The 22,671-nt window shown below is 67.2% G+C and carries 30 protein-coding genes and 1 pseudogene; 22 read left to right on the top strand and 9 right to left on the bottom strand.

All coding sequences use genetic code 11. The features are described from left to right. Positions 1-71 precede the first annotated feature (71 nt). The 9 genes from K5Q19_RS01255 (at position 72) to K5Q19_RS01215 (ending at position 5,304) form a co-directional block, all read left to right on the top strand. On the top strand, positions 72-950 hold the full coding sequence (locus K5Q19_RS01255; protein ID WP_292940067.1) for a GPO family capsid scaffolding protein: 879 nt from the start codon (positions 72-74) through the stop codon (positions 948-950). A 66-nt stretch (positions 951-1,016) separates the two neighbouring features. Then, complete coding sequence (locus tag K5Q19_RS01250) at positions 1,017-2,144, top strand: phage major capsid protein, P2 family (protein ID WP_292940064.1); 1,128 nt, start codon at positions 1,017-1,019, stop codon at positions 2,142-2,144. Between the two features lie 156 nt (positions 2,145-2,300). Continuing rightward, complete coding sequence (gene gpM, locus K5Q19_RS01245) at positions 2,301-3,041, top strand: phage terminase small subunit (RefSeq protein ID WP_292940061.1); 741 nt, start codon at positions 2,301-2,303, stop codon at positions 3,039-3,041. Between the two features lie 92 nt (positions 3,042-3,133). Continuing rightward, positions 3,134-3,607, top strand: a complete 474-nt coding sequence (locus K5Q19_RS01240) for a head completion/stabilization protein (protein WP_292940057.1) — start codon at positions 3,134-3,136, stop codon at positions 3,605-3,607. Further along, positions 3,607-3,840, top strand: coding sequence for a tail protein X (locus tag K5Q19_RS01235; protein ID WP_292940054.1), 234 nt, complete (start codon positions 3,607-3,609; stop codon positions 3,838-3,840). The genes K5Q19_RS01240 and K5Q19_RS01235 overlap by 1 nt, the downstream gene beginning before the upstream one ends. A 1-nt stretch (position 3,841) precedes the next feature. Then, positions 3,842-4,213: a hypothetical protein gene (locus K5Q19_RS01230; RefSeq protein WP_292940051.1), complete on the top strand. Its 372-nt coding sequence runs from the start codon at positions 3,842-3,844 to the stop codon at positions 4,211-4,213. Beyond that, the gene (locus K5Q19_RS01225; RefSeq protein WP_292940048.1) at positions 4,206-4,352 is read left to right on the top strand and encodes a hypothetical protein; all 147 of its coding nucleotides are present in this window, start codon (positions 4,206-4,208) and stop codon (positions 4,350-4,352) included. The genes K5Q19_RS01230 and K5Q19_RS01225 overlap by 8 nt, the downstream gene beginning before the upstream one ends. Further along, a complete protein-coding gene (locus tag K5Q19_RS01220) occupies positions 4,349-4,831 on the top strand; it encodes a phage tail protein (protein ID WP_292940045.1) in 483 nt (160 codons plus the stop codon). Before K5Q19_RS01225 ends, K5Q19_RS01220 begins: the two co-directional genes overlap by 4 nt. Beyond that, the gene (locus K5Q19_RS01215) at positions 4,828-5,304 is read left to right on the top strand and encodes a phage virion morphogenesis protein (protein ID WP_292940042.1); all 477 of its coding nucleotides are present in this window, start codon (positions 4,828-4,830) and stop codon (positions 5,302-5,304) included. The genes K5Q19_RS01220 and K5Q19_RS01215 overlap by 4 nt, the downstream gene beginning before the upstream one ends. A gap of 13 nt (positions 5,305-5,317) precedes the next feature. On the opposite strand, the gene K5Q19_RS01210 is transcribed toward K5Q19_RS01215, so the two are convergent. Genes K5Q19_RS01210 through K5Q19_RS01185 form a run of 6 tightly spaced genes read right to left on the bottom strand, consistent with a single transcriptional unit; the run spans position 5,318 to position 10,417 of the window. Then, positions 5,318-5,590, bottom strand: a complete 273-nt coding sequence (locus tag K5Q19_RS01210; RefSeq protein WP_292940039.1) for a hypothetical protein — start codon at positions 5,588-5,590, stop codon at positions 5,318-5,320. 3 nt (positions 5,591-5,593) lie between these two features. After that, a complete protein-coding gene (locus K5Q19_RS01205) occupies positions 5,594-5,794 on the bottom strand; it encodes a hypothetical protein (RefSeq protein ID WP_292940036.1) in 201 nt (66 codons plus the stop codon). Then, positions 5,791-5,949 (bottom strand): hypothetical protein, encoded by a 159-nt coding sequence (locus K5Q19_RS01200; RefSeq protein ID WP_292940033.1) that lies wholly within the window; start codon positions 5,947-5,949, stop codon positions 5,791-5,793. Before K5Q19_RS01200 ends, K5Q19_RS01205 begins: the two co-directional genes overlap by 4 nt. 8 nt (positions 5,950-5,957) lie before the next feature. Then, positions 5,958-7,577, bottom strand: coding sequence for a hypothetical protein (locus tag K5Q19_RS01195; protein ID WP_292940030.1), 1,620 nt, complete (start codon positions 7,575-7,577; stop codon positions 5,958-5,960). A 12-nt stretch (positions 7,578-7,589) separates the two neighbouring features. After that, on the bottom strand, positions 7,590-8,078 hold the full coding sequence (locus K5Q19_RS01190; RefSeq protein WP_292940027.1) for a TIGR02594 family protein: 489 nt from the start codon (positions 8,076-8,078) through the stop codon (positions 7,590-7,592). A gap of 5 nt (positions 8,079-8,083) precedes the next feature. Then, positions 8,084-10,417, bottom strand: a complete 2,334-nt coding sequence (locus K5Q19_RS01185) for a sialate O-acetylesterase (RefSeq protein WP_292940024.1) — start codon at positions 10,415-10,417, stop codon at positions 8,084-8,086. Between the two features lie 150 nt (positions 10,418-10,567). On the opposite strand from K5Q19_RS01185, the pseudogene K5Q19_RS01180 reads away from it, so the two are divergent. From K5Q19_RS01180 to K5Q19_RS01120, 13 genes and pseudogenes are all read left to right on the top strand, one after another. After that, a pseudogene (locus tag K5Q19_RS01180) lies at positions 10,568-11,469 on the top strand (baseplate J/gp47 family protein). A 3-nt stretch (positions 11,470-11,472) separates the two neighbouring features. Beyond that, the gene (locus K5Q19_RS01175) at positions 11,473-12,111 is read left to right on the top strand and encodes a phage tail protein I (protein ID WP_292940021.1); all 639 of its coding nucleotides are present in this window, start codon (positions 11,473-11,475) and stop codon (positions 12,109-12,111) included. A gap of 1 nt (position 12,112) precedes the next feature. Then, positions 12,113-13,540, top strand: a complete 1,428-nt coding sequence (locus K5Q19_RS01170; RefSeq protein WP_292940018.1) for a hypothetical protein — start codon at positions 12,113-12,115, stop codon at positions 13,538-13,540. Between the two features lie 15 nt (positions 13,541-13,555). Beyond that, positions 13,556-13,759 carry a hypothetical protein gene (locus K5Q19_RS01165; protein WP_292940015.1) on the top strand — a complete coding sequence of 68 codons (204 nt, stop codon included), beginning with the start codon at positions 13,556-13,558 and terminating at the stop codon, positions 13,757-13,759. Between the two features lie 72 nt (positions 13,760-13,831). Next, entirely contained in the window at positions 13,832-14,383 is a 552-nt protein-coding gene (locus K5Q19_RS01160; RefSeq protein ID WP_292940012.1) for a phage baseplate assembly protein V, read from the top strand. Beyond that, positions 14,380-14,751 (top strand): GPW/gp25 family protein, encoded by a 372-nt coding sequence (locus K5Q19_RS01155; protein WP_292940009.1) that lies wholly within the window; start codon positions 14,380-14,382, stop codon positions 14,749-14,751. Before K5Q19_RS01160 ends, K5Q19_RS01155 begins: the two co-directional genes overlap by 4 nt. Before the next feature lie 12 nt (positions 14,752-14,763). Beyond that, the gene (locus K5Q19_RS01150) at positions 14,764-15,876 is read left to right on the top strand and encodes a phage tail sheath subtilisin-like domain-containing protein (protein ID WP_292940006.1); all 1,113 of its coding nucleotides are present in this window, start codon (positions 14,764-14,766) and stop codon (positions 15,874-15,876) included. Between the two features lie 24 nt (positions 15,877-15,900). Next, the gene (locus tag K5Q19_RS01145) at positions 15,901-16,410 is read left to right on the top strand and encodes a phage major tail tube protein (protein ID WP_292940003.1); all 510 of its coding nucleotides are present in this window, start codon (positions 15,901-15,903) and stop codon (positions 16,408-16,410) included. A gap of 74 nt (positions 16,411-16,484) precedes the next feature. Then, positions 16,485-16,832: a phage tail assembly protein gene (locus K5Q19_RS01140; protein ID WP_292940000.1), complete on the top strand. Its 348-nt coding sequence runs from the start codon at positions 16,485-16,487 to the stop codon at positions 16,830-16,832. Next, a complete protein-coding gene (locus tag K5Q19_RS01135; RefSeq protein WP_292939997.1) occupies positions 16,832-16,957 on the top strand; it encodes a GpE family phage tail protein in 126 nt (41 codons plus the stop codon). The genes K5Q19_RS01140 and K5Q19_RS01135 overlap by 1 nt, the downstream gene beginning before the upstream one ends. Positions 16,958-16,961: 4 nt before the next feature. Next, positions 16,962-19,178 carry a phage tail tape measure protein gene (locus tag K5Q19_RS01130; RefSeq protein WP_292939994.1) on the top strand — a complete coding sequence of 739 codons (2,217 nt, stop codon included), beginning with the start codon at positions 16,962-16,964 and terminating at the stop codon, positions 19,176-19,178. Further along, a complete protein-coding gene (locus tag K5Q19_RS01125) occupies positions 19,178-19,552 on the top strand; it encodes a phage tail protein (RefSeq protein WP_292939991.1) in 375 nt (124 codons plus the stop codon). Before K5Q19_RS01130 ends, K5Q19_RS01125 begins: the two co-directional genes overlap by 1 nt. After that, positions 19,552-20,580: a contractile injection system protein, VgrG/Pvc8 family gene (locus K5Q19_RS01120; RefSeq protein WP_292939988.1), complete on the top strand. Its 1,029-nt coding sequence runs from the start codon at positions 19,552-19,554 to the stop codon at positions 20,578-20,580. Before K5Q19_RS01125 ends, K5Q19_RS01120 begins: the two co-directional genes overlap by 1 nt. Positions 20,581-20,582: 2 nt before the next feature. On the opposite strand, the gene K5Q19_RS01115 is transcribed toward K5Q19_RS01120, so the two are convergent. From K5Q19_RS01115 to K5Q19_RS01105, 3 genes are all read right to left on the bottom strand, one after another. Beyond that, positions 20,583-20,705, bottom strand: coding sequence for a hypothetical protein (locus K5Q19_RS01115; RefSeq protein WP_292939986.1), 123 nt, complete (start codon positions 20,703-20,705; stop codon positions 20,583-20,585). Between the two features lie 317 nt (positions 20,706-21,022). Further along, complete coding sequence (locus tag K5Q19_RS01110; protein ID WP_292939984.1) at positions 21,023-21,541, bottom strand: DUF2939 domain-containing protein; 519 nt, start codon at positions 21,539-21,541, stop codon at positions 21,023-21,025. 28 nt (positions 21,542-21,569) lie between these two features. Beyond that, on the bottom strand, positions 21,570-22,307 hold the full coding sequence (locus tag K5Q19_RS01105) for a hypothetical protein (RefSeq protein WP_292939981.1): 738 nt from the start codon (positions 22,305-22,307) through the stop codon (positions 21,570-21,572). Positions 22,308-22,671 lie beyond the last annotated feature (364 nt).

Below are 22,671 nucleotides of genomic sequence, written 5' to 3'. Positions count from 1 at the left end.
GAATGCCTTTTGCACCCGTCCGGCCCGGCTGATCCGCCACCAGCCAGCCACACCCGAACCGGAGCATACCGATGGCCAAGACCCGTTTCTTCCGCGTCGCAGTCGAAGGCGCCACCACCGATGGCCGCGCGATCGACCGCCAGTGGCTGCTCGACGCGGCCGAGACCTACAACCGCGAAACCTATGCCGCGCGGGTCAACCTCGAACATGTGCGCGGGATCACCGCCGATGGCCCGTTCCAGGCCTATGGCGATGTGCTCAGCCTCAAGACCGATACCGTCGAGTTGAATGTGGGCGGCAAGCCCAAGAAGCTTCTCGCCCTCTTCGCCGAGGTGGATGCCCTCGATCCCCTGATCGCGATGAACAAGAAGGGCCAGAAGCTCTATTCTTCGGTCGAGATCGCGCCCAATTTCGCCGGCACCGGCAAGGCCTACCTGGTCGGCCTCGCCGTCACGGACAGCCCGGCCAGCCTCGGCACCGAAATGCTGCAGTTCGCCGCCTCGCAGGGGGAGAACAACCCCCTCGCCCACCGCAAGCAGGACAAGGCGAACCTCTTCACCGCCGCCGAGGAAGTGATGATCGAACTCGCCGAGGAAACCCCGCCCGCCGATCCGACCACCGGCCTCTTCGCCAAGATCAGCGCTTTCGTGGACAGCCTTTCCGGCAAGCCTGCCGAACCGAAGTCGCCGCCGGCGCCCCCCTCCCCACCGGCGGCGGCACCCGAAGGTGAAGCGGCCACCGCTGCCGCCTTCGCCCAGATCGGCGCGGTGATGACCGAGATGGCCAGCACCGTAAAGGCCTTCACCGAAGCCAGTCAGGCCCGCACCGCCGCGCTGGAGGCCGAAGTGAAGACCTTCCGCGAGCTGCTCGAAAATACCCCCGCCAACAAGTTCCAGCAGCGCGCCCCCGCCACCGGCGGCGCACCGGACACGATCAAGACCGACTGCTGATCCCGCCCCTCAAACGCTCCCGCCGATCCGCCAAAGCCCCGCGCCACCCGCACCAAGGAAGAGACAATGCGCAACGAAACCCGGCTCCGCTTCAACGCCTACGTCAGCCAGATCGCGCTGCTCAACGGCGTCGAGGATGCCACCACCAAGTTCTCGGTCGATCCGGCGGTCGAGCAGCGCCTCGAAGTCAAGATGCGCGAATCGTCCGAATTCCTGAACATGATCAACGTCACTCCGGTCGTCGATCAGACCGAGCAGACCCTCGGCCTCGGCACCACCCGCAGCATGGCGGGCCGGACGGACACCTCGGGCGGCGCGCGGCGCAATCCGGCCGATCCGACCGGCAGCGCGGAAACCAACACCTATTTCTGCCGCAAGACCGATTTCGATTGGGCGATGGCTTACGGCCTGCTCGATGCCTGGCGCCACCGTCCGGAATTCGAGACGCTGCTGCGCGATGAAATCCTGCGCCAGCAGGCGCGCGACCGCATCATGATCGGTTGGAACGGCACTTCCGCCGCCGCCACCACCGATCGCGTCGCCAACCCGCTGCTGCAGGATGTCAACATCGGTTGGCTCAAGAAGATCCGCGATCGCGCCCCCGCTCAGGTGATGAACGATGGCGCGCTCACCGTCCGCACCAATGGCACGAACAACGCCGCTCTGCGCGCGATCTACGTCAAGCCCGGCGTGGTGCTGTTCGATCCCAACGCGACTTCCGCGCAGCCCGGTCATTCGACTACGGCCGCCGCGGACTACAGCTCGCTCGATGCCCTCGTGCTCGATGCCAAGCGCCTCCTGCCCGAATGGCACCGCAATCGCACCGATCTGGTGGTGATCATTGGCAGCGATCTGGTCGATGACAAGTACTTCACCATCGCACAGACCACCGGCGCGACGGCTACCGAAGTTGAAGCGACGGATCGCATCATCCGCTCCAACAAAACGATCGGCGGTCTTCAGGCTGTGACGGTGCCGTTCTTCCCGGCCAATGCAATCCTGATCACCACGCTCAAGAACCTCTCGATCTACTATCAGGAGGGCACCCGCCGCCGCTACCTGAAGGACGAACCGGAATACAACCGGATCGCCAACTACGAGAGCGTCAACGAAGACTACGTGGTCGAGGATTACGAACTGGTCGCGCTGGTCGAGAACATCGTCATCGGCGCCGCCCCGGCTCGCCCGGTCTAAGGGACAACCCGAGAGGCTTTGACGGCGGTTTCTGGCATTCGGGCCGGGACCGCAAGAGCCCAGACAGAGGCCGGGGAGGGTGGCGGATGCCGCATAACCAAACCGGTCGGGCAAGCGCCGGATAGCGTGCCCACCCCCCAGCAGGAACCCGCGCCCATGTCTTTCAGCCCCGCCCTCGCCCACCGCCAGCGCGTCCTCGCCAGCCTCGCCTCGGGCACGGCAGAGGCCGCCAGCGGCGCGCCTGCCATGCCTGTCGATGGCCCCGTCGCCACCGAATACCAGCTCCTCCTCGCCGCGCTGGGCATCGATCTCAACGAACTGCGCAATATCGAAAGCGTCGAGCGCAAGATCGAAGCCAAGCGCGGCATGATCGATCGCTACCGCCCGTGGGTCGAAGGCGCGCTCTCTGCCGAAACCGCCGCGCAGGATGAGATCGTCACCACCATGCTGATCTGGGCGATCGACGTTGCCGATTGGTCCTATGCCCTGCGCCTCGCCGCCCACGTGCTGCAGCACGGCCTGGCGCTGCCCGAACGCTACGTGCGCAAGCCTGCCACCCTGATCGCCGAGGAATTCGCCGAGGCCGGGCTCAAGTCCCCGCCGCAGGTGGATCTCGAAACGCTGCAGGCCGTCGCCGCGCTGGTCGCCGATGCAGACATGCACGATCAGGTGCGCGCCAAGCTGGAAAAGGCACTCGGCCTCGCCTTCCACGCCCGCGCCGAAGCCTTCGATCCCGAAGCGGAAAGCGCCGTCGCCGGCGGCAAGCGCGCGCTGATCGAAGCCGCCCTCACCCACCTGCAGGCTGCGCTCGGCCTCAACAAGGCGGTGGGCGTCAAGAAGCTGATCGAGGCCCTCACCCGCGATCTCGGCAAGCTCGCGCCTGCCGAACCGAGTTGAACAAGCTGCGCCACCCGCGCCGGGGGGCGGGCAGGGCCGGAGGCAGCAGCCGCAAGGCCCTAACCCTCACCCCCCGTTAGGAACCGAGCCCGATGTCCTTCGTCACCGTCCCTCCGCCCTCCGCATCGCCCGAGAATGCCGAGGTCGCGGGCGATGGCTTCTGGCCGTCCATCGATGTGAACGCCATGCGCGATGAGCTGCGCCTGGGCGATACCGTGCCCCACGCCCGACTCATCGCCGCGATCGAGGGCGGCCTCCTCACCGTCGATGGCGAACTGGCCGATTGGCGCGCCGCGCGCGAGGGCGAAGGGATCACCGCCCTGGCCGAATTCCAGCCCGACCGCACCCTCGGCGGCAAGCCGCGCGGCGTCCTCCTCTTCACCCGCGCCGTCCGCTTCGCCGCGGCCGCCGAGCTGGCGGACCTTCACCGCGACATGAGCGCCACCGCCCACGGCCAGACCGTGGCCGAAGACGAACGCCTCACCGCCGCCGATTATCGCCGCCTCTGCACGCAGGCCATCCGCGATCTGATCGGCACCCCGCGCTGCACCGTGGAGCTGATCTGATGACGATCACCGCACCCGCGCGCGAGGGCGATACGCTGGATCTCATCTGCTGGCGCGAGCTCGGCACCACCGCCGGCGGCGTGGTCGAGGCCGCGTTCGAGCTCAATCGTAACGGCGGGGCCAGCATCGCCGAACTGGGCACTGTGATCGCGGAAGGCACAACCGTGCTTCTGCCAGACCCGCCGCAGGCCGCCACCTCCAGCACCCTCGAAACCGTGAACCTGTGGGATTGATATGGGCAGCGACTTTGACGATTGGCTGGAATTCCTGTTCTGGTGGATGGCCAGCCTCTTCGCCAGCACCACCATCGTGGTCGCCAAGCTTGGCCTCAAGCTCTATGGCGATAGCGCCGATGCGCCCACCGATCCCGCGCTCGCGGTCCACTGGGTGCGCCGCCGCCGCTACATCGCGATTGCAGAGCTTTCGGCCCTTCCCGCCTTCGCCACCGCCTCGGTTGTGCTGGTGAGCTACTATCACCTCAACCCGGTCGCCGCCGTGCTCCTCGCCATGGCGCAGGGCTTCGTCGGCTTCCCCCTTCTGCTCGATGGCGCCGCCTTCCTGTTCAAGCGCCGCATCGGGCTATCGCAGGACACAAGCAATGGGTGATTTCATCCTCGCGCTGATCTCGATCGTCAGCGGCCTCAGCGCCGCCACCGCGCTCGGCGTCGCCTTCCAGTCGCACTGGCACCTGCTCTCGGGCCAGCACGCGCCGCAGCCGGTCGACCAGGCCGAACCGGGCGAATGAAAAAGCCCGCCTCGCTGCGCGCCATGCTGGTGGCGCTGATGCCCGAACTGGGGCGCAATCCCGATGCGCTGGCGATGTGGATCGAGAAAGGCCGCGTCCGCAGCCGGCTCGGCGCGCACGGCTTCGCGTGGGAATACCAACTCACCGTTCTGCTCAAGGAATTCGCAGGCGATCCCGCCGTCCCCTTCTTCGCCGTCACCGAATGGCTGCGGCAGCAGCAGCCCGAGGTGCTCGCCCCCGGCGGGCAGAACGGCTTCCCGTTCGAAGTCGATATCCTCGACGACAAGACCTTCGATGTGCAGATCGTGCTCACCCTCGATGAATGCGTCGCCGCGGCGCCGCAGGGCGAAGGGCAGTGGCACCTCACCCCCATCGCGCAGCCCGTCCCCATCGATCCCGATGGCGAGCCCACGCGCCCCGGCCCGGTCCTCTCGATCTGGCATGACGGCCAGCAGCTCGCGCCCCTCCCCGAATCATGAGCGAAACGCAGGCGGACAGCCTGGACGCCCTCGCCCCCTGGCTCGGCGGCGTGCTGCAGAAGCTGGAACCGGGTGAGCGGATCGGCCTCACCCGCAAGATCGGCAAGGCCCTGCGCGATGCCAACGCCGCCCGCATCCGCGACAACGTGACGCCCGATGGCGCCCCCATGGAACCGCGCAAATCGAAGCGAGACAGGCGCGGCCGTCTGCGCAAGCGCCGGGGCCGCATGTTCCCCAAGGCCAGCCTCGCCCGAAACCTGCGCGCCTTCGCCCGGCCGGATGAGATCGAGGTAGCGTTCCGCCCGCTGGTGGCCGGCACCGCCGAGATCCACCACTATGGCCTCACCGCCCCGGTCGATCCGAAGATCCCGAACTCGATCAAGGTGCGCTATCCCGCCCGCCCCCTGCTCGGCTTCGCCCCGGCGGACTTGGAGGCGATCGACAAGGAAGTGGCCGACTGGCTGGCGCGCTGAGTGGCGATTTTCGTCAAACGATCTGGACGCGGATCGTTTCGCCATCCTTCTGGCCGTCGCTGAATACGCCGATCACATCGAACGACACCGGACCGAGCTCGCGAGCTTCCACGCGCACGATCGCTTTCGTGCCCTGGACGCTCGCCGTCACCCTCGCGCGATCTTCGCCAAGCCGCATCGTGATCGCCGCTGCTGTCAAGGTTGCGCCCTCCGGCAGCATCGGCGTCATGTCCAGCGAATAGCGGATATCTGCACCCGGGAGCATGTTCTGCAATGTGATGCTCATATCTCAATGTCCTGCAGTGAAAGCGCGGCGACGACTGGTAGCGGCAAAACTGCGATTGCGCCTTTTTGCCTTGTCCGCGCGTTGACGCGGTGTCGCCGTGCTGGCGCGCTCCCGGCCTGTCGCGGTGTAGGCATGCTGGGGCAACACCGTCACCGGCACGCTCACCGCGACCAGATTGAGCTGAAACAGCGTCAGCAGGCTCATGCGCCGCCGTCCTGCTCTGCCAGCCATGCCTCGTATTCGGCGCGCGTGGCAGCTTCGTCGTAGTCGTCGCCCGCTTCGTTGAGCACCTGAAATACAGTGCCATCCTCTGCGGTTATGTGCGCGATGTTCGGATTGCAGGTCGGGGGCTTGGACATGGCGGGCCTCACGCGTGGAACATGGAACTGAGCTGGAACGCGCCCTGCGCGCTGCCGCCGTTGACATAGCGCACGCGGTAGAGCGTGGCCGTGCCCGCAGCGCCGGTTGCTCGAACGGCAAGGCTCTTGGTTTCGCCGGCTGCCAAGGCAATGCTGTCTGCAACGCGATACGTGGTGCCGCTGTCCACCGAACATTCGATAAACAGCGTGCCCGCCTGATCGGCAAAAGCCCTTGCGCAAAACCATGGATAGTTAGCGTTGGTCGTGACGCGGCCTGTGCCGGTGAAAACGCCCGCGCTGCTGAGTGGTGTGCTGCTGTCGGTGAAGCCGTTGACGCGGACAAGGTTGCCAAAGGTGAAGCTGCCTGACGTAAGCAAGACTTGCTGGTTAATGGTTGGCAGGTTGCCCGGCTGCACCATCCCATGGACCGCAAACGTCGTGGTCCCGCCGGTTGTTGCGGTGGTGAGCCGGACCCGAAGGTAGCGGGCAAAAACCGGCGTGTTGAACAAACCTGCGGCATTGATTGAACCAGCGGGATTGCCGCTCGAAGCGATTACGTTGCCACTTGAATAGTTCGTGGCGTCATTCGACCACGCGAAGGTGGCGACGCCGCTTGTGCCCATGGAAACACAGTGGATCGACACCGCCGCAAAACCTCGGCAATCGACCACGATCAAGTCGGTATTGATCGGGATGGGGCCTGAACCGTTGTAAGTGAACGGCGTCATGTTGGGCAGCGCGACGGGAACGACAGACTGATCGCTCGCCAGCGCAACCGACAAGCTGCCCGCCATCGTCTTCTGGCCAAGCGAGGATGGCAGGATCGCAAGCAGGTTGGCCCAGTTGAGCAGCGCGCGCTTGGCCGCCGCCACGAGGCTGTAATTGCCGGTGCCGTCCGCCGCAGCGGGAGTGGCGTCGATCGCGCCCACGTCCGTATCGAGGTTGGCGAGCGAGGTGTTGCCGGTCGTCTGATTGGCCGCCGTGGCCGCACCGGTGGGCAGGGGCAGGCTTGCGGCCGAGACATCCACCGTACCCGCGATGCTTACCGATCCGCCTGCCTGCAGCGGAGAGCCGAGAGCCGTCAGGATGCTTGTCAGCGTGGCGTTGCCCGTGGTCTGCAATGCGGCTGTCGCTGCGCCCGTGGGCAAAGGAAGGCTTGCTGCGCTGATTGGCTGGGTGGCTTGCCAGAAAGTGCCGGTGACAGCGACCGAGCCTGAAACGTCGACCGTTCCCGAAACCGGCACGGCAGAGGCGCGAAGCTCTGCATTGGTCAAGGGCCCGCTCACCGGCTGTGTCGCTGGAAGATTGGAGACCGTGACGGCACCGCCGATGCCCAGGGTGCTCTGCAGCGCGGCCAGGATCGCGTCGAGGATGGAGTTGCCCGTGTCCTGCTTACTTGCCGTCGCCACGCCCGAGATGGTGACAGCGCCCGCAATCGGCAGCGGGTTGTCGGCATCCACGTCTCTCAGCGCGCCATCCGGGCCGAAGCCGACCTTCATGCGCTGGACAACCGGACCGGTAGGCGGCGTCGTCTCGGAAGGAACAGGCTCGCCGTTGAGCGTTTCCAATTCGTCGACGACGATGCTCGCGCCGCCGGTGCCTTCATTGAGCTTTACAGCCTCAGTCATGCGAAGTCCTTTTCACGCCTCGTTTTTCGAAGTTTCGCCGCTCGCCGCCAGCAGCACCGGGCGCCCCAGCACCGGCTCGCCGCGCGGCCAGCGGATGGCGATGCAGCGCGCCTTGGAGATCCGCACGATGGAAACGGCATTGCCCTGATTGCCGCCCAGCACATGATAGGCTGCGGGATCCTCGCCCACGTAAAAGCCCACGTGCCCGCCGCCCTCGCGCGCGAAGACCAGCACCGCGCCCGGCGCCACCACGCTCTCGCGCAGGTTCGCGCCCCAGTCCGCCCATGCCCGCGCGCGCATGTGATACTTCGGCACTGGCAGCCCCGCTTCCTGCATCACGGCGGCCACGAACGTGCCGCACCAGGCTGCCTCGTCATCCTTGATCCACGAGCCGAGCCTGCGCAGCCAGCCCATGATGGTCGGGCTATGGCGCGGCCCCGGAATCTCGCGCACGCCGATATGGCCGCGCGCGATGGTGAGCCAGCGTGGTTCGGGTGCCATGGCGCTTACCCTCCCCACGTGCGAAGCGGCAGGAACGGCGAAAAGAGCCCGCGCACGATGCGGCGGGTGCGGACGTCCTGAAGCGAGGTGCCGGGGTAGGCGAGGACGCACCCGGTTGCGTCCTCAAGCGTGGTCAGCGTCAGAACGGGGTTGCCGTTGCCATTGGTCGACCATGCATAGCCGTAGCTCGGGATCGTGTAGTAGGTCGCCGTTACCGGATCGCCCGGAGAGCGCAGAACGAAGCCAACGGGGGGCTGGCCGGGGTTCGTGCTGGCGCCGGGGCGATCCGGCTGCGCGGTTCCGCTGAACGTGATCGTGTGCGTGAATGAACCGCCGACGAAGCTCTGGATCGCCGGGCCAAGGTTGTTGTTCTGCCCGCTCAGGATGTTCCCGGCTGCCAGCGCAAGCCGCGCGCCCATCATGCCGGTCCCCTTGTAGGTCAGGTGGACGTCTGTGTACTTGCGGGGCAAGTCGTACTTCTCGGGCGCGAGGCTCACGTTCGAAAGCTGCCCGCAGACCCAGACCTGCGCCTCGCGGATGGCGATGTAGGCACCGCGCGCGATGGCGTTGGTATCGTCCGCGCCGAGCGGCGAGATCACGATCGGCAGATTGGGCCGCGAAAGCTGGGACCGCAGCCAGTTGAAGAGGGCGACCTGCGCGTTGCGATACTGGGTAAAGGTGGTTGTGCCCGCCGCCAGGCCAGCGCGATCTCCCTCTCCCTGCACCCAGTGCAGCAGCGCGGGCATGGGCTGGCCCAGCGCCACCGCCTCATTGATCTTGGTCACTGCCTCGGTCGCGCGCGGTCCCGGCCCGCCCGCAGTCGTCCACCAGAAGTTCGAGGGATTGTTCGCCTCGAGCAGCGCGGAAGCGCCGAGGGCCGCATTGATCGGCCAGATCGAGGAACGGGAGGCGTCCCATCCCGCAGCAGGCCACGCTGCGCTCGATCCGGCGAGCAGCGCCTGCTGCGCCTGATAGCCGCCCACCCCCGCGTGCTCGATGAAATAGGCGGCGAGCGACTGCCCGATCGCGGCGATGGAAATGTCGCGCGCGGCCTGCGCAGCGGCGTTGAAGGTGATGCCGGCCGCCGTCTCGTAAAACAGCACGGTTCCCACCCGCGTCACCGTGACGATGCTGTTCGCCGGCAGCGCCATGTTGCGGTTGGTCGAGCTTTGCCCGAACCAGGTCTTGTCCGGCCCGGAATAGAGCGTGCAGGCCGCGCTGGTCGCAATCTTGATCGACTGCCCATCGGTCCATTTCTGCAGGTCAATCGTCGCGCCGGCGGCCGTCACCATGATCGTGCGGCCGAGATCGAATGCGGTAACGCAGTATGGCTTGGTCGAGCCGATCATGACCGGATCGCTGTCATCGGGCCGCTCGATGGACTGCGTGAACGCCGCCGTCTCGCCAAGAGCGTCCGAGTTGGCCAATCCGGGGATGAACGGCTGCGGGTTGTTCCGCCAGTAGACATCGACCCCAGAACCCGCCGTGGCGCCAATGCGCAGCCCGTTGACGACACGCAGGAAACCCGTCGCAAAGTCGAAACGGGCGAGTTCGGTGGCAACGCCGTTCAGCGAACTCGTGACGATCAGCTCGCCATTGGCACTGGCCGAAAGCGAGACGAGACCGGCAGTGCCGAGGAACAGCCGGCTGCGCGCCGTGACTTCGAAGAATTGCTGCCGGATGGCCCAATGCAGCCGCCACTGCGTGCCGGTGTAAACCAGCTCGTAATCCTGCCCCGCCTCGAACGTGCCCGCCTGCAGGGCTTGCCCCTTGGCATCGGCCACGGTGCGCGCCGATCCGCCATTGAGCGCGAGGGTCACAACGCCGGTATTGGTGGCCGAGGGCACGATCTTGACGCGCTGGCCCGCCGCGAGCGTGCCAAGCCCCGCCGCAGTTGCCGAATAGGCGTTGCCGCTGTTCGTGACGCTCGTGGTGATGATCACGTTGAACGCGATGCGGGTGGCCTCGCTCGCGAACTGGAACCCGCTGGCTGCCGCCACGCCGGACTGGTTGTAGTAGTGGATTGCCGAGGTCGCGCCCGTCGCCGGGATCACCACGAAGCCCTGCCCGTTCGTCGTCCCTGCGATACCGAGCGCGGTGGTGGTGAAGACGCGGTTGATGCCGAGCATGGCCGAGGCGGCAAGGCTTGCCGTGTTGGCGCTGTCTGCCGCTGCCGCTACCCCGTTGTTCACATTCGCAGCAGCCGCCTCGGCCTGCGCGACCGCCGCAGTGATTGCGGGGATGTCCTCGTTATCGACGATCGCGCTCACGAACGGGGTAAGCGCTTGCTGGAAGGCCGTCGCATCCGCGCCGGTCAGGTTTTCGACGGGTTTTGGCAAGGCATGCTCCTGATGAGCCGCGCGTCGGGCGGCGTTGCGCCCCTGCATCGCCGCCCTGCGGCTGCCCCCGCCACCGTGCGGCGTTGTGGCCCTGCCCCGCACAACGCGCGCGACTAGGCGCGCGGGCCTCCCCCGGCGGAAACAGCCGCCATGGCAAGCAGCACAGACAGTTTCACCGGGGTCGATCTCAGCCGTCTGCCCGCACCCGATGTGATCGAGGCGCTGGACTTCGAAACCCTGCGCGCGGCGTGGATCGCGGATTTTCAGGCCAAGTTCCCCGCCTTCGACGCGGCGGTGGAAAGCGATCCCATCGTCAAGCTCTGCGAAGTCGGCGCCTACCGCGAGATGATCCTGCGCCAGCGGGTGAACGACGCGGCCCGCGCGGTCATGGTCGCCTATGCGCGCGGCGCCGATCTCGATGCGCTGGGCGCGCTGTTTCAGGTCGAGCGATACGTCATCACCCCCGCCGATCCCGAAGCCGGCACCCCCGCCGTGCTGGAATCCGATGATGATTTCCGCCGCCGCGTGGTGCTCGCGCCCGAAGGCTATTCGGTGGCGGGTCCGGCCGGCGCCTACATCTTCCACGCCCTCAATGCCTCGGGCGATGTGGCCGATGCCAGCGCCACCAGCCCCGCGCCGGGCGAGGTTGTCGTCACCGTGCTGGCCCGCAGCGGCGATGGCACCCCGTCCGCAGGCCTGCTCGATACCGTTGCCGCCGCGCTCAATGCTTCCACCGTCCCCCGCTCACCGATCTGGTCAACGTTGCTGCGGCCGAGCTGCTGGAATTCACGGTCGATGCGACGATCACCTATCGCGCCGGGCCGGACAAGGCCGTGGTGCTCGCCGCTGCGCAGGCCGCGCTTGACGATTACCTCGCCGTCTCGCGCCGCCTTGGCCGCTCGGTCACCCGCGCCGGGGTGATCGCCGCGCTCTTCGCCAATGGCGTCCAGAACGTCGAACTGGCCGAGCCTGCCGCCGATCTCGAACCCACCGCGCTGCAGGTGGCCATCTGCACCGGCATCACGCTCGCCGATGGCGGCACGGCGTCCTGATCGATGCCTTCACCGCCCATCCTGCCCCCGAACAGCACCGCGCTGGAGCTGGCGACCGATCTCCTCGCCGCCCAGCGGCTTGGTGACATAGGCTCGCCGCTGCGCACGCTGTGGTCGGCGCAGGATTGCCCGGCGGACTTGCTGCCATGGCTCGCCTGGGCGCTCTCGATCGACGAATGGGACCCGGCATGGCCCGAAGCGACGCGCCGCGCCCGCGTGGCGCAGGCCATCGCGGTGCAGCGGCGCAAGGGCACGTTCGATTCGGTGCGCCGCGTGATCACCGCATTCGGCGGCAACCTCGCGCTGCGCGAATGGTGGCAGACCTCGCCCCCCGGCACCCCGCACACCTTCGATGTGATCCTTTCACTGCCCGGCGATGGCACGGGCGCCCCGGCGGCTTCGCTGGTCGATGCCGTGATCAGCGAAATCACCGCGACCAAGCCGCTGCGCAGCCATTTCACCTTCACGCTGGCGCAGCGCGCGCAGGGCGGCGTGGGCCTGCGCGCCGTCTCGCGCCCGGTCACTTATGCCCGCCTCGCCCTTGCCAGCCCCGCAGACGCATCACCCCCGCCTGACAACGCACTGACCCTGCGCGGGATGCCGCTCTCGCTTTCCGGCGAAATCCTCACTCTCGGAGCCTGACATGTCGCTCAACCTGATCATCACCGAGGCTGGCCGCGCCGCGCTGCTCAACGCCCAGCAGACCGGCACCGATGCGGTCACCATCACCGAAGCGGGGCTTTCGGCCACGGCCGTCGCGCCGGTCCCCGGCCTCACCGCGCTCGCGGGCGAGCTGCGCCGCATCACCACCGTGGGCGGCACCAGCACGGCGGACGACATCATCCACGTTTCCATGCTGGACGATAGCAACGCGGCCTACTCGCTGCGGTCCTTCGCGCTCTACCTTGATGATGGCACGCTCTTCGCGATCTACGGGCAGGCCGATCCGATCCTGATCAAGACGGCGGAAAGCGCGGCGCTGATCGCCATCGATTGCGTCTTCGCCGATATCAGCGCCGCATCGCTGGCATTCGGCGCGACGAACTTCACCGATCCCGACGCGACCACCGCCCGCAAGGGCCTGATCGAGATCGCGACCAATGCCGAAGCGCAGGCCGGGGCCGATGCCGCGCGGGCCGTCACCCCCGCCGCGCTCGCCGCCGCGCTGCTGCCGCTCCTCCTCGCCCGCGATGGCGCCGGTTCGGGCCTTGATGCCGATCTGCTCGATGGCCAGCAGGGCGCATGGTACGCCAATATCCCCGCGCGCCTCGGCTATACCCCGCTCAACAAGGCGGGCGACGCGATGACCGGGACGCTCGGCTTCAATCTGCCGAACTTCTGGGCGGCCGGTTCCGGCACCCGCGTGACGATCAATTTCGATACCAACGATTACCTCACCTTCGATCGCAGCCTGAACCGCCTGCTGCTCGGCATCGGCAGCAGCGAGGCGCCCCTCTGGCATGGCGGCAACGATGGCGCGGGCTCCGGCCTCGATGCCGATCTGCTCGATGGGCAGGACAGCAGCTTCTTCACCAACATCCCCGCCCGGCTCGGCTATACCCCCGTCAACAGGGCGGGCGATACGATGACCGGCGCGCTCACCCTGCCGGGCGATCCCACCGCCACCGGCCACGCCGCTCGCAAAAGCTATGTCGATGCCCTCACCACCGGCGCGGCGATCCTCGCCCGCCTGCTCGGCGTCGATGGTTCGGGATCGGGCCTTGATGCCGATCTGCTCGATGGCCTCCATGCCAGCCAGTTCCTGCGCGTCACCGAGGCCAGCATTGGCGCCAGCGGCTACATCCAGCTTGCGCACGCCCTGTTCGGACCGGACATCATCTTCCAGTGGCGCAACGTTGCCTGCACCGCCGGCGGTGCCTCGGCCTTCACCTGGCCCAAGCCCTTCCCCAACGCGCTGCTGGGCGCGGTGCCCGGCGGGCGGCAGGGCCTCAACTTCAGCGGCTCCTATTCGGCCTATCTCAACGGCGCCAATCAGGATGGCGGCTTCGTCTATGGCAACAACGGCGGCGGCGTACCTTCCACCGTCACCATCTTCGCTCTCGGCAACTGACAAGGATCGTCACCCATGAAGACCACCATCGGCAGGTTCAACGCAGAGACCCGCACCGTCCCCGTCACGTTCAACCACGGCGGCGTGCGGCACCGCCGCCCCGTCAACGCCTGCCTTGACGATGCGGGGAATTACGACGCTGCCGCCACTGCAGAGCGCGTCGAGGAAGTGGCAAGCGGCGTCGCCTACAAGATCGATATGGGCCTCATCACTGGCTGACAGCGTTGTGTGGATCAGGGGCACAACGCGCGCGGGTGGCGCGCAGCGCCGCGCTCGGTCTTTGTGCGCCCCATGCGCAGCCCCGAATCCACCCCCAGCGATCCTGACGAGCTGATCCGCTTTGGCCGGATCGCCTCGGTCGATCTCGCCGCCGCGCGCTGCACTGTCACGATTGATGAGGATGGCGCGAGCGGCGAGGCCGTCACCGGCCCCATCCGCTGGGTCGAAGGCCGCGCGGGGCAGACCCGCACCTGGTCGCCGCCCAGCGTGGGCGAGGAAGTCGTCCTCCTCTGCCCCGGCGGCCAGCTCGGCATCGCCGTCGCCCTGCGCGGTCTGGCGAATGCGGACAATCCGCCCGCGAACACCACCCGCACCGAAATGATCACCTTCGCGGACGGCGCGGTCCTCTCCTACAATCCGGAAGGCCACGCGCTCGCCCTGATCCTGCCCGCCGGTGCCACGATGGCGATCAAGGCCACCGCCGGCATTGCCATCGAAGGCGATATCACCCTCACCGGGCGCCTCACCGCGTCCGACGATGTGATTGCCAGCGGCAAGAGCCTCAAGAACCACACCCACGGCGGCGTGCAGGCTGGCAGCAGCCAGACCGGGGCACCGTCATGACCAGCTTGACTGGCATGAATCGCAGCACCGGCGCGGTGCTCTCGGGCGATGAACACCTCGCCCAGTCGATCGCCGATATCATTTCCACGCCGCTTGGCACCCGGCCCATGCGCCGCGATTATGGCTGCCTGCTGCCCGAACTGATCGATCGCCCGCTCACCCGCACCACGCGCCTGCTCGCCTCGGTCGCCATCGCCATGGCGCTCGCCCGGTGGGAGCCGCGCATCAGCGTGCGCAAGGTGGAGCTCGGCGGCGCGCTCGCTGCCGGGCAGCTCACCGTCACCATCATCGGCGCCCGCGTCGATCAGGCCGCCAATGCCCTCACCCGGCTCACCATCCCGCTCACCCCGAACCTTCTCGCCACCTGACAGGAGCCCGTCATGCTGCACGGCATCAAGACCAACATCCTCACCGAAGGCACCCGCGCCATCGCCGCTGCCTCGACGGCCGTCATTGGCCTGATCGGCACCGCCCCGCTCGCCGATGGCGATGCGTTCCCGCTCGATAGCCGCGTGCTGATCACCGATGTGCGCGCCGCGCTGGCCGATATCGGCACCACCGGCACGCTGCCCGCCGCGCTCGCGGCCATCGCCGATCAGGCCAGCCCGGTGATCGTGCTGGTGCGCGTCGCCGCCGATGCGGATCCGGCAGACCAGGCAGACCTCGTCAACGCCGGTGCTGATCTCCTGCTTTCCGCCGAAACCCAGATCGGCGTGCGCCCGCGCATCATCGGTGCCCCCGGCCTCGATACCGCTGCGGTCACCGCGCACCTCGTCACTGTGGCCAAGAAGCTGCGCGGCATGGTCTATGCCGCCGCGATCGGCGCCAACGTCGCCGCCGTGACGGACTATGCCGGAGACTTCGGCGACCGCGAGCTGATGCTCATCTGGCCGAACTTCACCGGCACCTTTGCAGGCGATGCCGTCGCCCGCGCGCTCGGCCTGCGCGCCCAGATCGATGAGGCGCAGGGCTGGCACAAGACCCTCTCGAACGTGCCGGTCGGCGGCGTGACGGGCATTTCGGAAGACGTCAGCTTCGATTTCCAGAGCGAGAGCACCGATGCGGCCCTGCTCAACACCGCCGGCGTCACAACGCTGGTGCGCTTCAGCGGCGGCTTCCGCTTCTGGGGCAACCGCACCCGCTCGGCCGAGCCGCTGTTCGCCTTCGAATCGGCCACCCGCACCAGCCAGGTCATCGCGGATGAGATCGCCTATGGCCTCGCATGGGCGGTGGACAAGCCGATGACCGCGCGGCTCGTGCGCGATATCGTCGAGACGATCAACGCCCGCCTGCGCAAGCTGGTGAGCCAGGGCCGTCTGATCGGCGCCCGCGCCTGGTATGATCCTGCGCTCAACAGCCCCACCGATCTCGCCGCAGGCAAGCTGGTGATCGATTACGATTTCACCCCCGCCGCGCCGCTCGAAGGGCTCGAACTCAACCAGCGGATCACCGATCGCTACTACGCGACGCTCGCCCAGCAGGTCGCCGCCTAAGCCCCCTCACCCGGAGAACACGCCATGGGTTTCCCCTCCAAGCTCAAGAACCTCAATTTCTACATCGATGGCAGCGGCTATCTGGGCGAGATCGAGGAAGTCGAACTCCCCAAGCTCATGCTCAAGGTCGAGGAATATCGCGGCGGCGGCATGATCGGCCCCGTCGATATCGACATGGGGCTCGACAAGATCGAGCTCGGCATCACGATGGCCGGCCTGATCGCGGGCGTGCTTGCCCAGTTCGGCGCCCCCGCCATCGATGCCGCGCTCACCCGCTTCGCCGGCGCCTTCCAGAATGATCAGACCGGCACGGTCCAGGCGGTGGAAATCGCCTGCCTTGGCCGCTGGAAGGAAGTGGACTGGGGCAACGCGAAGTCGGGCGACAACACCCAGCACAAGTACAAGCTCGGCTGCAGCTACTACAAGCTCACCGTCGATGGCGTGGAGTGGGTCGAGGTCGATCTCGTCAACGGCATCTACGTGGTCTTCGGCGTCGATCGCTACGCCGAGATCCGCGCCGCCATCGGCGCCTGACAGAGTTCCTACCGGTGGCTGGCGGGCACACCGGTAGGAACACCCGGCCCGCCGCAAACGAAAGGCCCGCTGCCATGACTGAAACCACGCCCCCCGCACCCCCTTCGAACCAGTTCCATACCCTGACGCTGGAGTATCCGATCCAGCGCGAAGGCGGTCCGATCGCCCAGCTCACCCTCCGCAAACCCAAGGGCGGCGAGCTGCGCGGCCTCAATATCCAGAGCCTCATGGCCGGGGATGTGGTTTCGGTGATCACGCTGCTGCCGCGCATTTCGATGCCCATCATCACCGCGCACGAAGCCAGCCAGCTCGAAGCGGAGGACATCGCTGAAGCGGCAGGGACGATCTCGCTTTTTTTTATGAGCAAGGCCCAGAAACGGATGGTCGAGGAAGTGATGGGGGGATCAGTGTCGAAGGACTGATGGCCGATATCGCCGCCATCTTTCACTGGCCCTTGTCCGAACTGGCCGCGCTGAATCTGGAGGATCTGATCATGTGGCGGGGCCTCGCCGTCGACCGCTGGAACAAGATGCACCGAACGGAGTAGCCCGGTGGCCGACAACAAGCTTTCCCTGATCGTTTCCTTCATCGGGCAGGATCGGCTCTCGGGCGCGCTGCGCAACATCATCGGCCTTGGCCGCAGCGGCAGCCAGGCCCTGCGCCCGATGTTTGCCGAGGCGAAGAAGCTGAAGGGCGAGCTGGCCGGGCTTGACCGCGAGCTGGAGAAGGCCACCGGCAACATCACCCCGCTGATCGAGCGGCAGCGCGCCCTTGCCGATGCCCTCGCGCGCGTGAATGCCCAGATCGAGCGGCAAAAGCGCATCAACGTGATCGATGCGGATAGCGCCCGCATCGCCGCGCGCGGGCAGGCCCTCCGCTCGAGCGGCACCTCTAACGTGGTGGGCGGCGCTTCGCTCGCCGCGCCCTTCGTGCTCGCCACCCGCGCCGCGTTCGATTTCAGCAGCGGTCTGGTCGATATCCAGCAGAAGGCGGACCTCACCAACGCGCAGACCGCGCAGATGGCGCGTAACATCCTTGCCGCTGCCGAGGCCGCGCACCAGCTCCCCGAGGATCTGCGCGGCGGTGTCGATGTGCTCGCCGGCATGGGCCTCGATCCCCGGCAGGCCGTGGCGCTCATCGGCCCGATCGGGCGGCTCGGCACCGCGTTCAAGGTCGATATCGCCGATGGTGCCAACGCCGCCTTCTCGAACCTCAACAACCTGAAGGTTCCCATCGGCGAGACGGCGCGCGCGCTCGATGTGATGGCGGCAGCGGGCAAGGCAGGCGCCTTCGAAGTGCGCGACATGGCGCAGTATTTCCCCGCGCTCACCGCGCAGGCCCGCGCGCTGGGGCAGCAGGGCGTGAGCGCGGTGGCCGATCTTTCCGCCGCGCTGCAGATCGCCCGGCGCGGCACCGGCGATTCCGCGACGGCTGCCAACAACGTCCAGAACCTGCTGGCGAAGATCAACAGCAAGGGCACGGCGGACGCCTTCCGCAAGAACTTCGGGGTAGACCTCCCGAATGCCCTGAAGCGCGCCTATGCCGAGGGGAAGACCCCGCTGGAGGCGATTGCCGAGATCACGCAGCGCGCCACCGGCGGCGACCTTTCCCGCCTGTCCTTCGCGTTCGAGGACATGCAGGCCCAGGGCGCGCTGCGCCAGCTCATCCTCGACATGGGCGATTATCGCAGGATCCGCGACCAGATCAGCACCGGCTCCGCCGGCACCGTCGATGCGGCGTTCCGCCAGCGCGAGGCGCAGGATGCCAGCATCGCATGGAAGGCCTTCACCGGCAGCGCCAGCCAGCTCGCCATCACGCTCGGCACCACGGTGCTGCCCGCCGCCACGCAGTTCCTCGGCACGGTCAACAGCGTGATCGGCGCTGTCAGCCGCTGGGCGCAGGCCAACCCTCGGGCAGCCAGCGCGCTCACCTCGCTCCTCGGCGGGCTCATCGCCGCGCGCATCGGCTTCGGCGCGCTGCAATATGTGCTGGGCTCGGTGCTGGGGCCGTTCTCCACGCTCTGGGGCGTGGTGATGAAATGGCGCGCGCTGGGCTCGCTCGCCGCCGTGTTCCCGCAAGTCGCGCAGGCCTTCGGCGTGCTGCGCGTGGCGGCGCTGTTCATGGCGCGCGGGATCATGCAGGCCGGGCTGATGCTGCTGGCAAACCCGATGGTCCTCGCCATCGTCGCGATCGGCGCCGCGCTCGCCGGGCTGACGTACCTGGTCTATGCGAACTGGGGCCAGATCCGCGCCACCTTCTTCGCCGGGTGGCAATGGGTGCAGAACACCCTCGCGGGCGCCCCGGCATGGCTCTCGAACCTTGGCCGGATGATGATGAGCGGCCTGCTCTCCGCCATCGATCCCTTCGGCCTGCGAAACCGCCTGCTGGAGGTCGCACGCAACGGCATCAACGCCTTCAAGGCCTTCTTCGGGATCAAGTCCCCCTCGCGCGTTTTCATGGCGATGGGCGGGCATCTGACAGCGGGTCTCGCCGCGGGCATCGATGGCGGCAGCGGTGCGCCGCTCCGCTCGATGGGCCGCATGGCCAGCGCGGTGGCCGGGGCCGGGGCGCTTTCCCTCGCCGTACCATCCTTCGCCGCCCCTGCCAGCGCAGGCAGCGGCGTGGCCGCGCGCGGCGGCAATACGATCAACATCACGATCGTGCAGCAGCCCGGCGAGGATGCGCAGGCCCTCGCCGAACGTGTCGCCCGCCTGCTCGACAAGCGCGCCGCCAGTGCCCGCCGCTCCAGCTTTCAGGACGATTACTGATGCTCGCTGCCCTTGGCCTCTTCGTCTTCGAAACCGATACCACGCTGTTCGAGCAGATCCGGCGCGAGCGCGATTGGCGGCACCCGCGTACCGATCGTTTCGGCGCGCGGCCGGCGGCGCAGTTTGCCGGGCCGGGGGAGGACCGCATCACACTTTCCGGCACGCTCGTGCCCGAACTGGTGGGCAGCTACTACGCGCTGGAAACCCTTGCCCAGATGGCGGCAGAGGGGGAGGCGTGGCCGCTGGTCGATGGCAACGGCTATGTGATCGGCACCTTCACGATCGAGCGGCTCACCGAAGACCGGGGCAACCTGCTCGATCGCGGCGAGGCGCGGCGAACCGATTTCACGCTTGAACTCAGCCGGGTGGATTGATGGCCAGCCTGCCGGACCTCACCGCCGCCTATGTGCAGCCCCGTGCCGCGTGGCGGGTGACGCTGGACGGGCAGGACCTCACCGCCGCCTATGCCCCGCGTCTGCGCTCGCTGCGCCTTTCGGAGAAGCTGGGCGAGGAGGCGGACGAACTGGAGATCGCGGTCGACGATTCCGATGGCCTGTTCGCTCCGCCGCCACAGGGCGCGACGATCACCGTGGCGCTGGGCTGGGATCGCGGCACGCCGGTGGCCGTGGGGCTGGTCGAGAAGGGCAGCTTCACGGTGGACGAAGTGAGCTGGGAAGGCCCGCCCGATACCGTCACCATCACGGCCCGCAGCGCGGACATGAAAGGCACCTTCCGCACCCGCAAGACGCGCACCTGGGTGGGTGAGACGGTGGGCGCGGTGATCGGCAAGCTCGCGGGGGACAATGCGCTTACCCCGCGCTGCCATCCCGATCTGGCAGGCCGCGCGGTGGGCGTGGCCGAACAGCACAACAAGTCTGACATGCAGTTTCTGCGCGATCTCGGGCGGCTTCACGATGCCACCGCCACGGTCAAGGGCGGCGCGCTCATCTTCGCCCCGCGCAGCGCCGCCACCACCGCCACCGGCAAGGCCATGCCCGCCGCCACCCTCACCCGCAGCGCGTGCGAGAGCGTGAGCTGGCGCCGCGCGAGCCGCGACAAGGATCAGGACGGCGCCGAAGCCCAGTGGCACGATCCCGAGGCCGGAAAGCGCAAGACCGTCGCCACCGGCGGCGAGCGCAAGAAACGACTGAAGGGCATCTACGCCAGCGAGGAAGATGCGCGGACCGCCGCCCGGTCTGAAACAAGCCGCCTGCAGCGCGCCAGCGCCACGCTGGAAGCCTCGCTCGCATGGGGCAACCCCCTGCTCACCCCCGGCACGCGAATCGCGGCGGTGGGCTTCCGCCCCCACATCGATGCGCAAGGCTGGCAGATCGCCAGCGCCGAACACACGATGGACGGCAGCGGCCTGAAGACGCGGGTGTCGATGGAAGTGGCGATTTAGCGTCAACGCAAGGCATACATCGCTGTCACGCTGATCATGATGATGAGGAGGGCAGCCAGCGCGTGGCCCGGCTTCTCGGCGCGAACGAACAACTCAACGATCTTGGGGATGATATTCCAGGGCATGGGCTCGACTCCTGCGACAAGGTAGAGCCGCCTCATCACAGGCAAACCGGAGGCGCGTTACCGCCGTCATGCGCTAAACCCCGTACCTCTTTCCGCCGCTGCTCGTGATGCAATAGCGCCCGCCGCGCGGCCCCACGCAGACCTTGCCCCCGTTGCAGGGGCACTTCCCATCATCTGCGGTGCCGCGCGCGCCTGCGCCCCCGCTCATCCCGCGAATCCGCCGGCGGCGCTTGGGTTTGCTTCCGGCCAGCGCATCCACCGGGGCCCCACTCGCCGCGAGTGCCAACAGCCCGGCGAGGAACATGCGGCGATGCATCTCAGGATCCTTCCACAAGATCGATCGACTTCAGCCGCCAGCCCAAGCCATCGCGCTTGAACACCAGCATCGGCACCTTGTCGGCAGGCTCGCCTTTGGGCCGTGCCCTGAACTTGTCGAGGCCGTCGCGCTCGATGATCCACTCTGTCGGCTTGGCCGGTTCGGCACCGGCCTCGCCCGGTTTGGTGAAGCGCCCGTTCCTGATCATCGCCTTCATGCCATCGGGGCTGACAATGCCGTCGATCATCTGGTCGACCATGGCAAAGCCGATCATCATGCCGAGCGTCGCAAAGCCGTTCTCGGCGTTTTCGTCCTTGGCCATCTCGGCAACCATCTTCGCCTTGAACTGGCTCTTCAGCGAATCGCGGACCGAGGGGAAATCGACCTTTTGCTCCAACGCATCGCGATCACCGGCAAGCGCGGCTTCCTTCAGCCCGTTGAGCGCCAGACTGGGCGAGGCATAGAACCACAGGCCAACCACCAGCACCACGGCTGCGAGTACGATCAGAACTTTGCGCATGATTTCCCTCAGGCATGAGCCGCGCGGCTCACCGTGCCGTTTCCTTCAGGCCCTCGGTCACCACCTCGGCCCATTCGATCTCGCTCGGCGCATAGCGGCCATCGGCAGCGGTCACCTCGCCCACACAATCGAGCAGGAGGCGGGCAAGCTTGCGTGCTTCGGCATGGCGGACAAGCCGCCCGAGCGAGATGACCAGATCATCGCCATCGGGCGCGATCTTGCCGATGTTCGCCAGCGCACTTCCCAGCATGCGATCATCGCCGCCAAACCGGACGATGTAGCGTTCCAGCGAATGCTCGATGCTGTCTGCCTCCAGCGGGTGCACCGAGCCATCGCAGCGCGCCATGAAGGCCAGAACCCGACCGAAATCGTTGAGCGCCTTGTCAGCCACCTTCAGCGCGCCGTGCATCCAAAGCTGATCGAAATGCCCCGCCGGATCCAGCACCTCGCCGGTTTCAAGGCAGACTAGTTCGCTGATCCGCTCGATCTTGAAGGACCGCATTGCCTTGCGCTCGCAGCACCAGGCGGTGACAGTCTCGGGCCGTCCATAGCCCGTGATCGATCGGCACACGATGCGCCGCGCGGTCATCACCCCATCGGCATCGGTGTAGCGGATGAACCCGGCATAGCTCGAGCTGGCATCGCGCTCCTTGGCCGCGATGATTTCCTCGACGTCCGGCACGCTCGGCTGCACCCATGCGGGCATGGGCACCGGCACGGCCTTGCCCGCGACGGCAGCGGCGAGGCGATCAAGAAAACCAGCCATTCGTCCCCCTTGGCAATTGGCTGCTCATCTATTCAATCCCACAGATTAGTGGTTTTCAGAACTGGGACAGCCTTCGTTAAGTCAGGATTTCGGCACAGGGCGAGTTTCTGCTCGAACTGGCGAATAAACCCCTCCCGGGCGGTCGAGGGCAGCCGCGGCCCAAACCTGCCAGCCATTTCCCCCGCCCGCATCGCATCGGCACAAGCCTGCGAAAGGTCTTCTCGTGCGCGATAGCTAGACGGGTCTGTCGGATCGGCTCCCGGCACGAGTTCAGGTTTCGGGGCGGCGCATGCCATCATGGCGTTGGACAAATCAGTTCGCACCGCTGCTATGCAGCTATCCAGTGGCGACGTTGCTAGCGCAG

Source organism: Novosphingobium sp., assembly GCF_019748365.1.
In the GTDB taxonomy this organism is placed as follows: domain Bacteria; phylum Pseudomonadota; class Alphaproteobacteria; order Sphingomonadales; family Sphingomonadaceae; genus Novosphingobium.
Note: the sequence above shows the minus strand (reverse complement) of the source record. Positions and strands in the feature narration are given on the sequence as shown.

Bases quoted from the DNA above. Each gene is read 5' to 3' on its own strand.
- K5Q19_RS01135 (WP_292939997.1), top strand. From the start codon at position 16,832: ATGGCCGATATCGCCGCCATCTTTCACTGGCCCTTGTCCGAACTGGCC.
- K5Q19_RS01230 (WP_292940051.1), top strand. From the start codon at position 3,842: ATGGGCAGCGACTTTGACGATTGGCTGGAATTCCTGTTCTGGTGGATG.
- K5Q19_RS01120 (WP_292939988.1), top strand. From the start codon at position 19,552: ATGGCCAGCCTGCCGGACCTCACCGCCGCCTATGTGCAGCCCCGTGCC.
- K5Q19_RS01110 (WP_292939984.1), bottom strand. From the start codon at position 21,541: ATGCGCAAAGTTCTGATCGTACTCGCAGCCGTGGTGCTGGTGGTTGGC.
- K5Q19_RS01145 (WP_292940003.1), top strand. From the start codon at position 15,901: ATGGGTTTCCCCTCCAAGCTCAAGAACCTCAATTTCTACATCGATGGC.
- K5Q19_RS01165 (WP_292940015.1), top strand. From the start codon at position 13,556: ATGAAGACCACCATCGGCAGGTTCAACGCAGAGACCCGCACCGTCCCC.
- K5Q19_RS01170 (WP_292940018.1), top strand. From the start codon at position 12,113: ATGTCGCTCAACCTGATCATCACCGAGGCTGGCCGCGCCGCGCTGCTC.
- K5Q19_RS01150 (WP_292940006.1), top strand. From the start codon at position 14,764: ATGCTGCACGGCATCAAGACCAACATCCTCACCGAAGGCACCCGCGCC.
- K5Q19_RS01200 (WP_292940033.1), bottom strand. From the start codon at position 5,949: ATGTCCAAGCCCCCGACCTGCAATCCGAACATCGCGCACATAACCGCA.
- K5Q19_RS01250 (WP_292940064.1), top strand. From the start codon at position 1,017: ATGCGCAACGAAACCCGGCTCCGCTTCAACGCCTACGTCAGCCAGATC.
- K5Q19_RS01255 (WP_292940067.1), top strand. From the start codon at position 72: ATGGCCAAGACCCGTTTCTTCCGCGTCGCAGTCGAAGGCGCCACCACC.
- K5Q19_RS01105 (WP_292939981.1), bottom strand. From the start codon at position 22,307: ATGGCTGGTTTTCTTGATCGCCTCGCCGCTGCCGTCGCGGGCAAGGCC.
- K5Q19_RS01215 (WP_292940042.1), top strand. From the start codon at position 4,828: ATGAGCGAAACGCAGGCGGACAGCCTGGACGCCCTCGCCCCCTGGCTC.
- K5Q19_RS01175 (WP_292940021.1), top strand. From the start codon at position 11,473: ATGCCTTCACCGCCCATCCTGCCCCCGAACAGCACCGCGCTGGAGCTG.
- K5Q19_RS01220 (WP_292940045.1), top strand. From the start codon at position 4,349: ATGAAAAAGCCCGCCTCGCTGCGCGCCATGCTGGTGGCGCTGATGCCC.
- K5Q19_RS01115 (WP_292939986.1), bottom strand. From the start codon at position 20,705: ATGCCCTGGAATATCATCCCCAAGATCGTTGAGTTGTTCGTTCGCGCC.
- K5Q19_RS01195 (WP_292940030.1), bottom strand. From the start codon at position 7,577: ATGACTGAGGCTGTAAAGCTCAATGAAGGCACCGGCGGCGCGAGCATC.
- K5Q19_RS01240 (WP_292940057.1), top strand. From the start codon at position 3,134: ATGTCCTTCGTCACCGTCCCTCCGCCCTCCGCATCGCCCGAGAATGCC.
- K5Q19_RS01140 (WP_292940000.1), top strand. From the start codon at position 16,485: ATGACTGAAACCACGCCCCCCGCACCCCCTTCGAACCAGTTCCATACC.
- K5Q19_RS01205 (WP_292940036.1), bottom strand. From the start codon at position 5,794: ATGAGCCTGCTGACGCTGTTTCAGCTCAATCTGGTCGCGGTGAGCGTG.
- K5Q19_RS01160 (WP_292940012.1), top strand. From the start codon at position 13,832: ATGCGCAGCCCCGAATCCACCCCCAGCGATCCTGACGAGCTGATCCGC.
- K5Q19_RS01190 (WP_292940027.1), bottom strand. From the start codon at position 8,078: ATGGCACCCGAACCACGCTGGCTCACCATCGCGCGCGGCCATATCGGC.
- K5Q19_RS01155 (WP_292940009.1), top strand. From the start codon at position 14,380: ATGACCAGCTTGACTGGCATGAATCGCAGCACCGGCGCGGTGCTCTCG.
- K5Q19_RS01125 (WP_292939991.1), top strand. From the start codon at position 19,178: ATGCTCGCTGCCCTTGGCCTCTTCGTCTTCGAAACCGATACCACGCTG.
- gpM (WP_292940061.1), top strand. From the start codon at position 2,301: ATGTCTTTCAGCCCCGCCCTCGCCCACCGCCAGCGCGTCCTCGCCAGC.
- K5Q19_RS01235 (WP_292940054.1), top strand. From the start codon at position 3,607: ATGACGATCACCGCACCCGCGCGCGAGGGCGATACGCTGGATCTCATC.
- K5Q19_RS01210 (WP_292940039.1), bottom strand. From the start codon at position 5,590: ATGAGCATCACATTGCAGAACATGCTCCCGGGTGCAGATATCCGCTAT.
- K5Q19_RS01225 (WP_292940048.1), top strand. From the start codon at position 4,206: ATGGGTGATTTCATCCTCGCGCTGATCTCGATCGTCAGCGGCCTCAGC.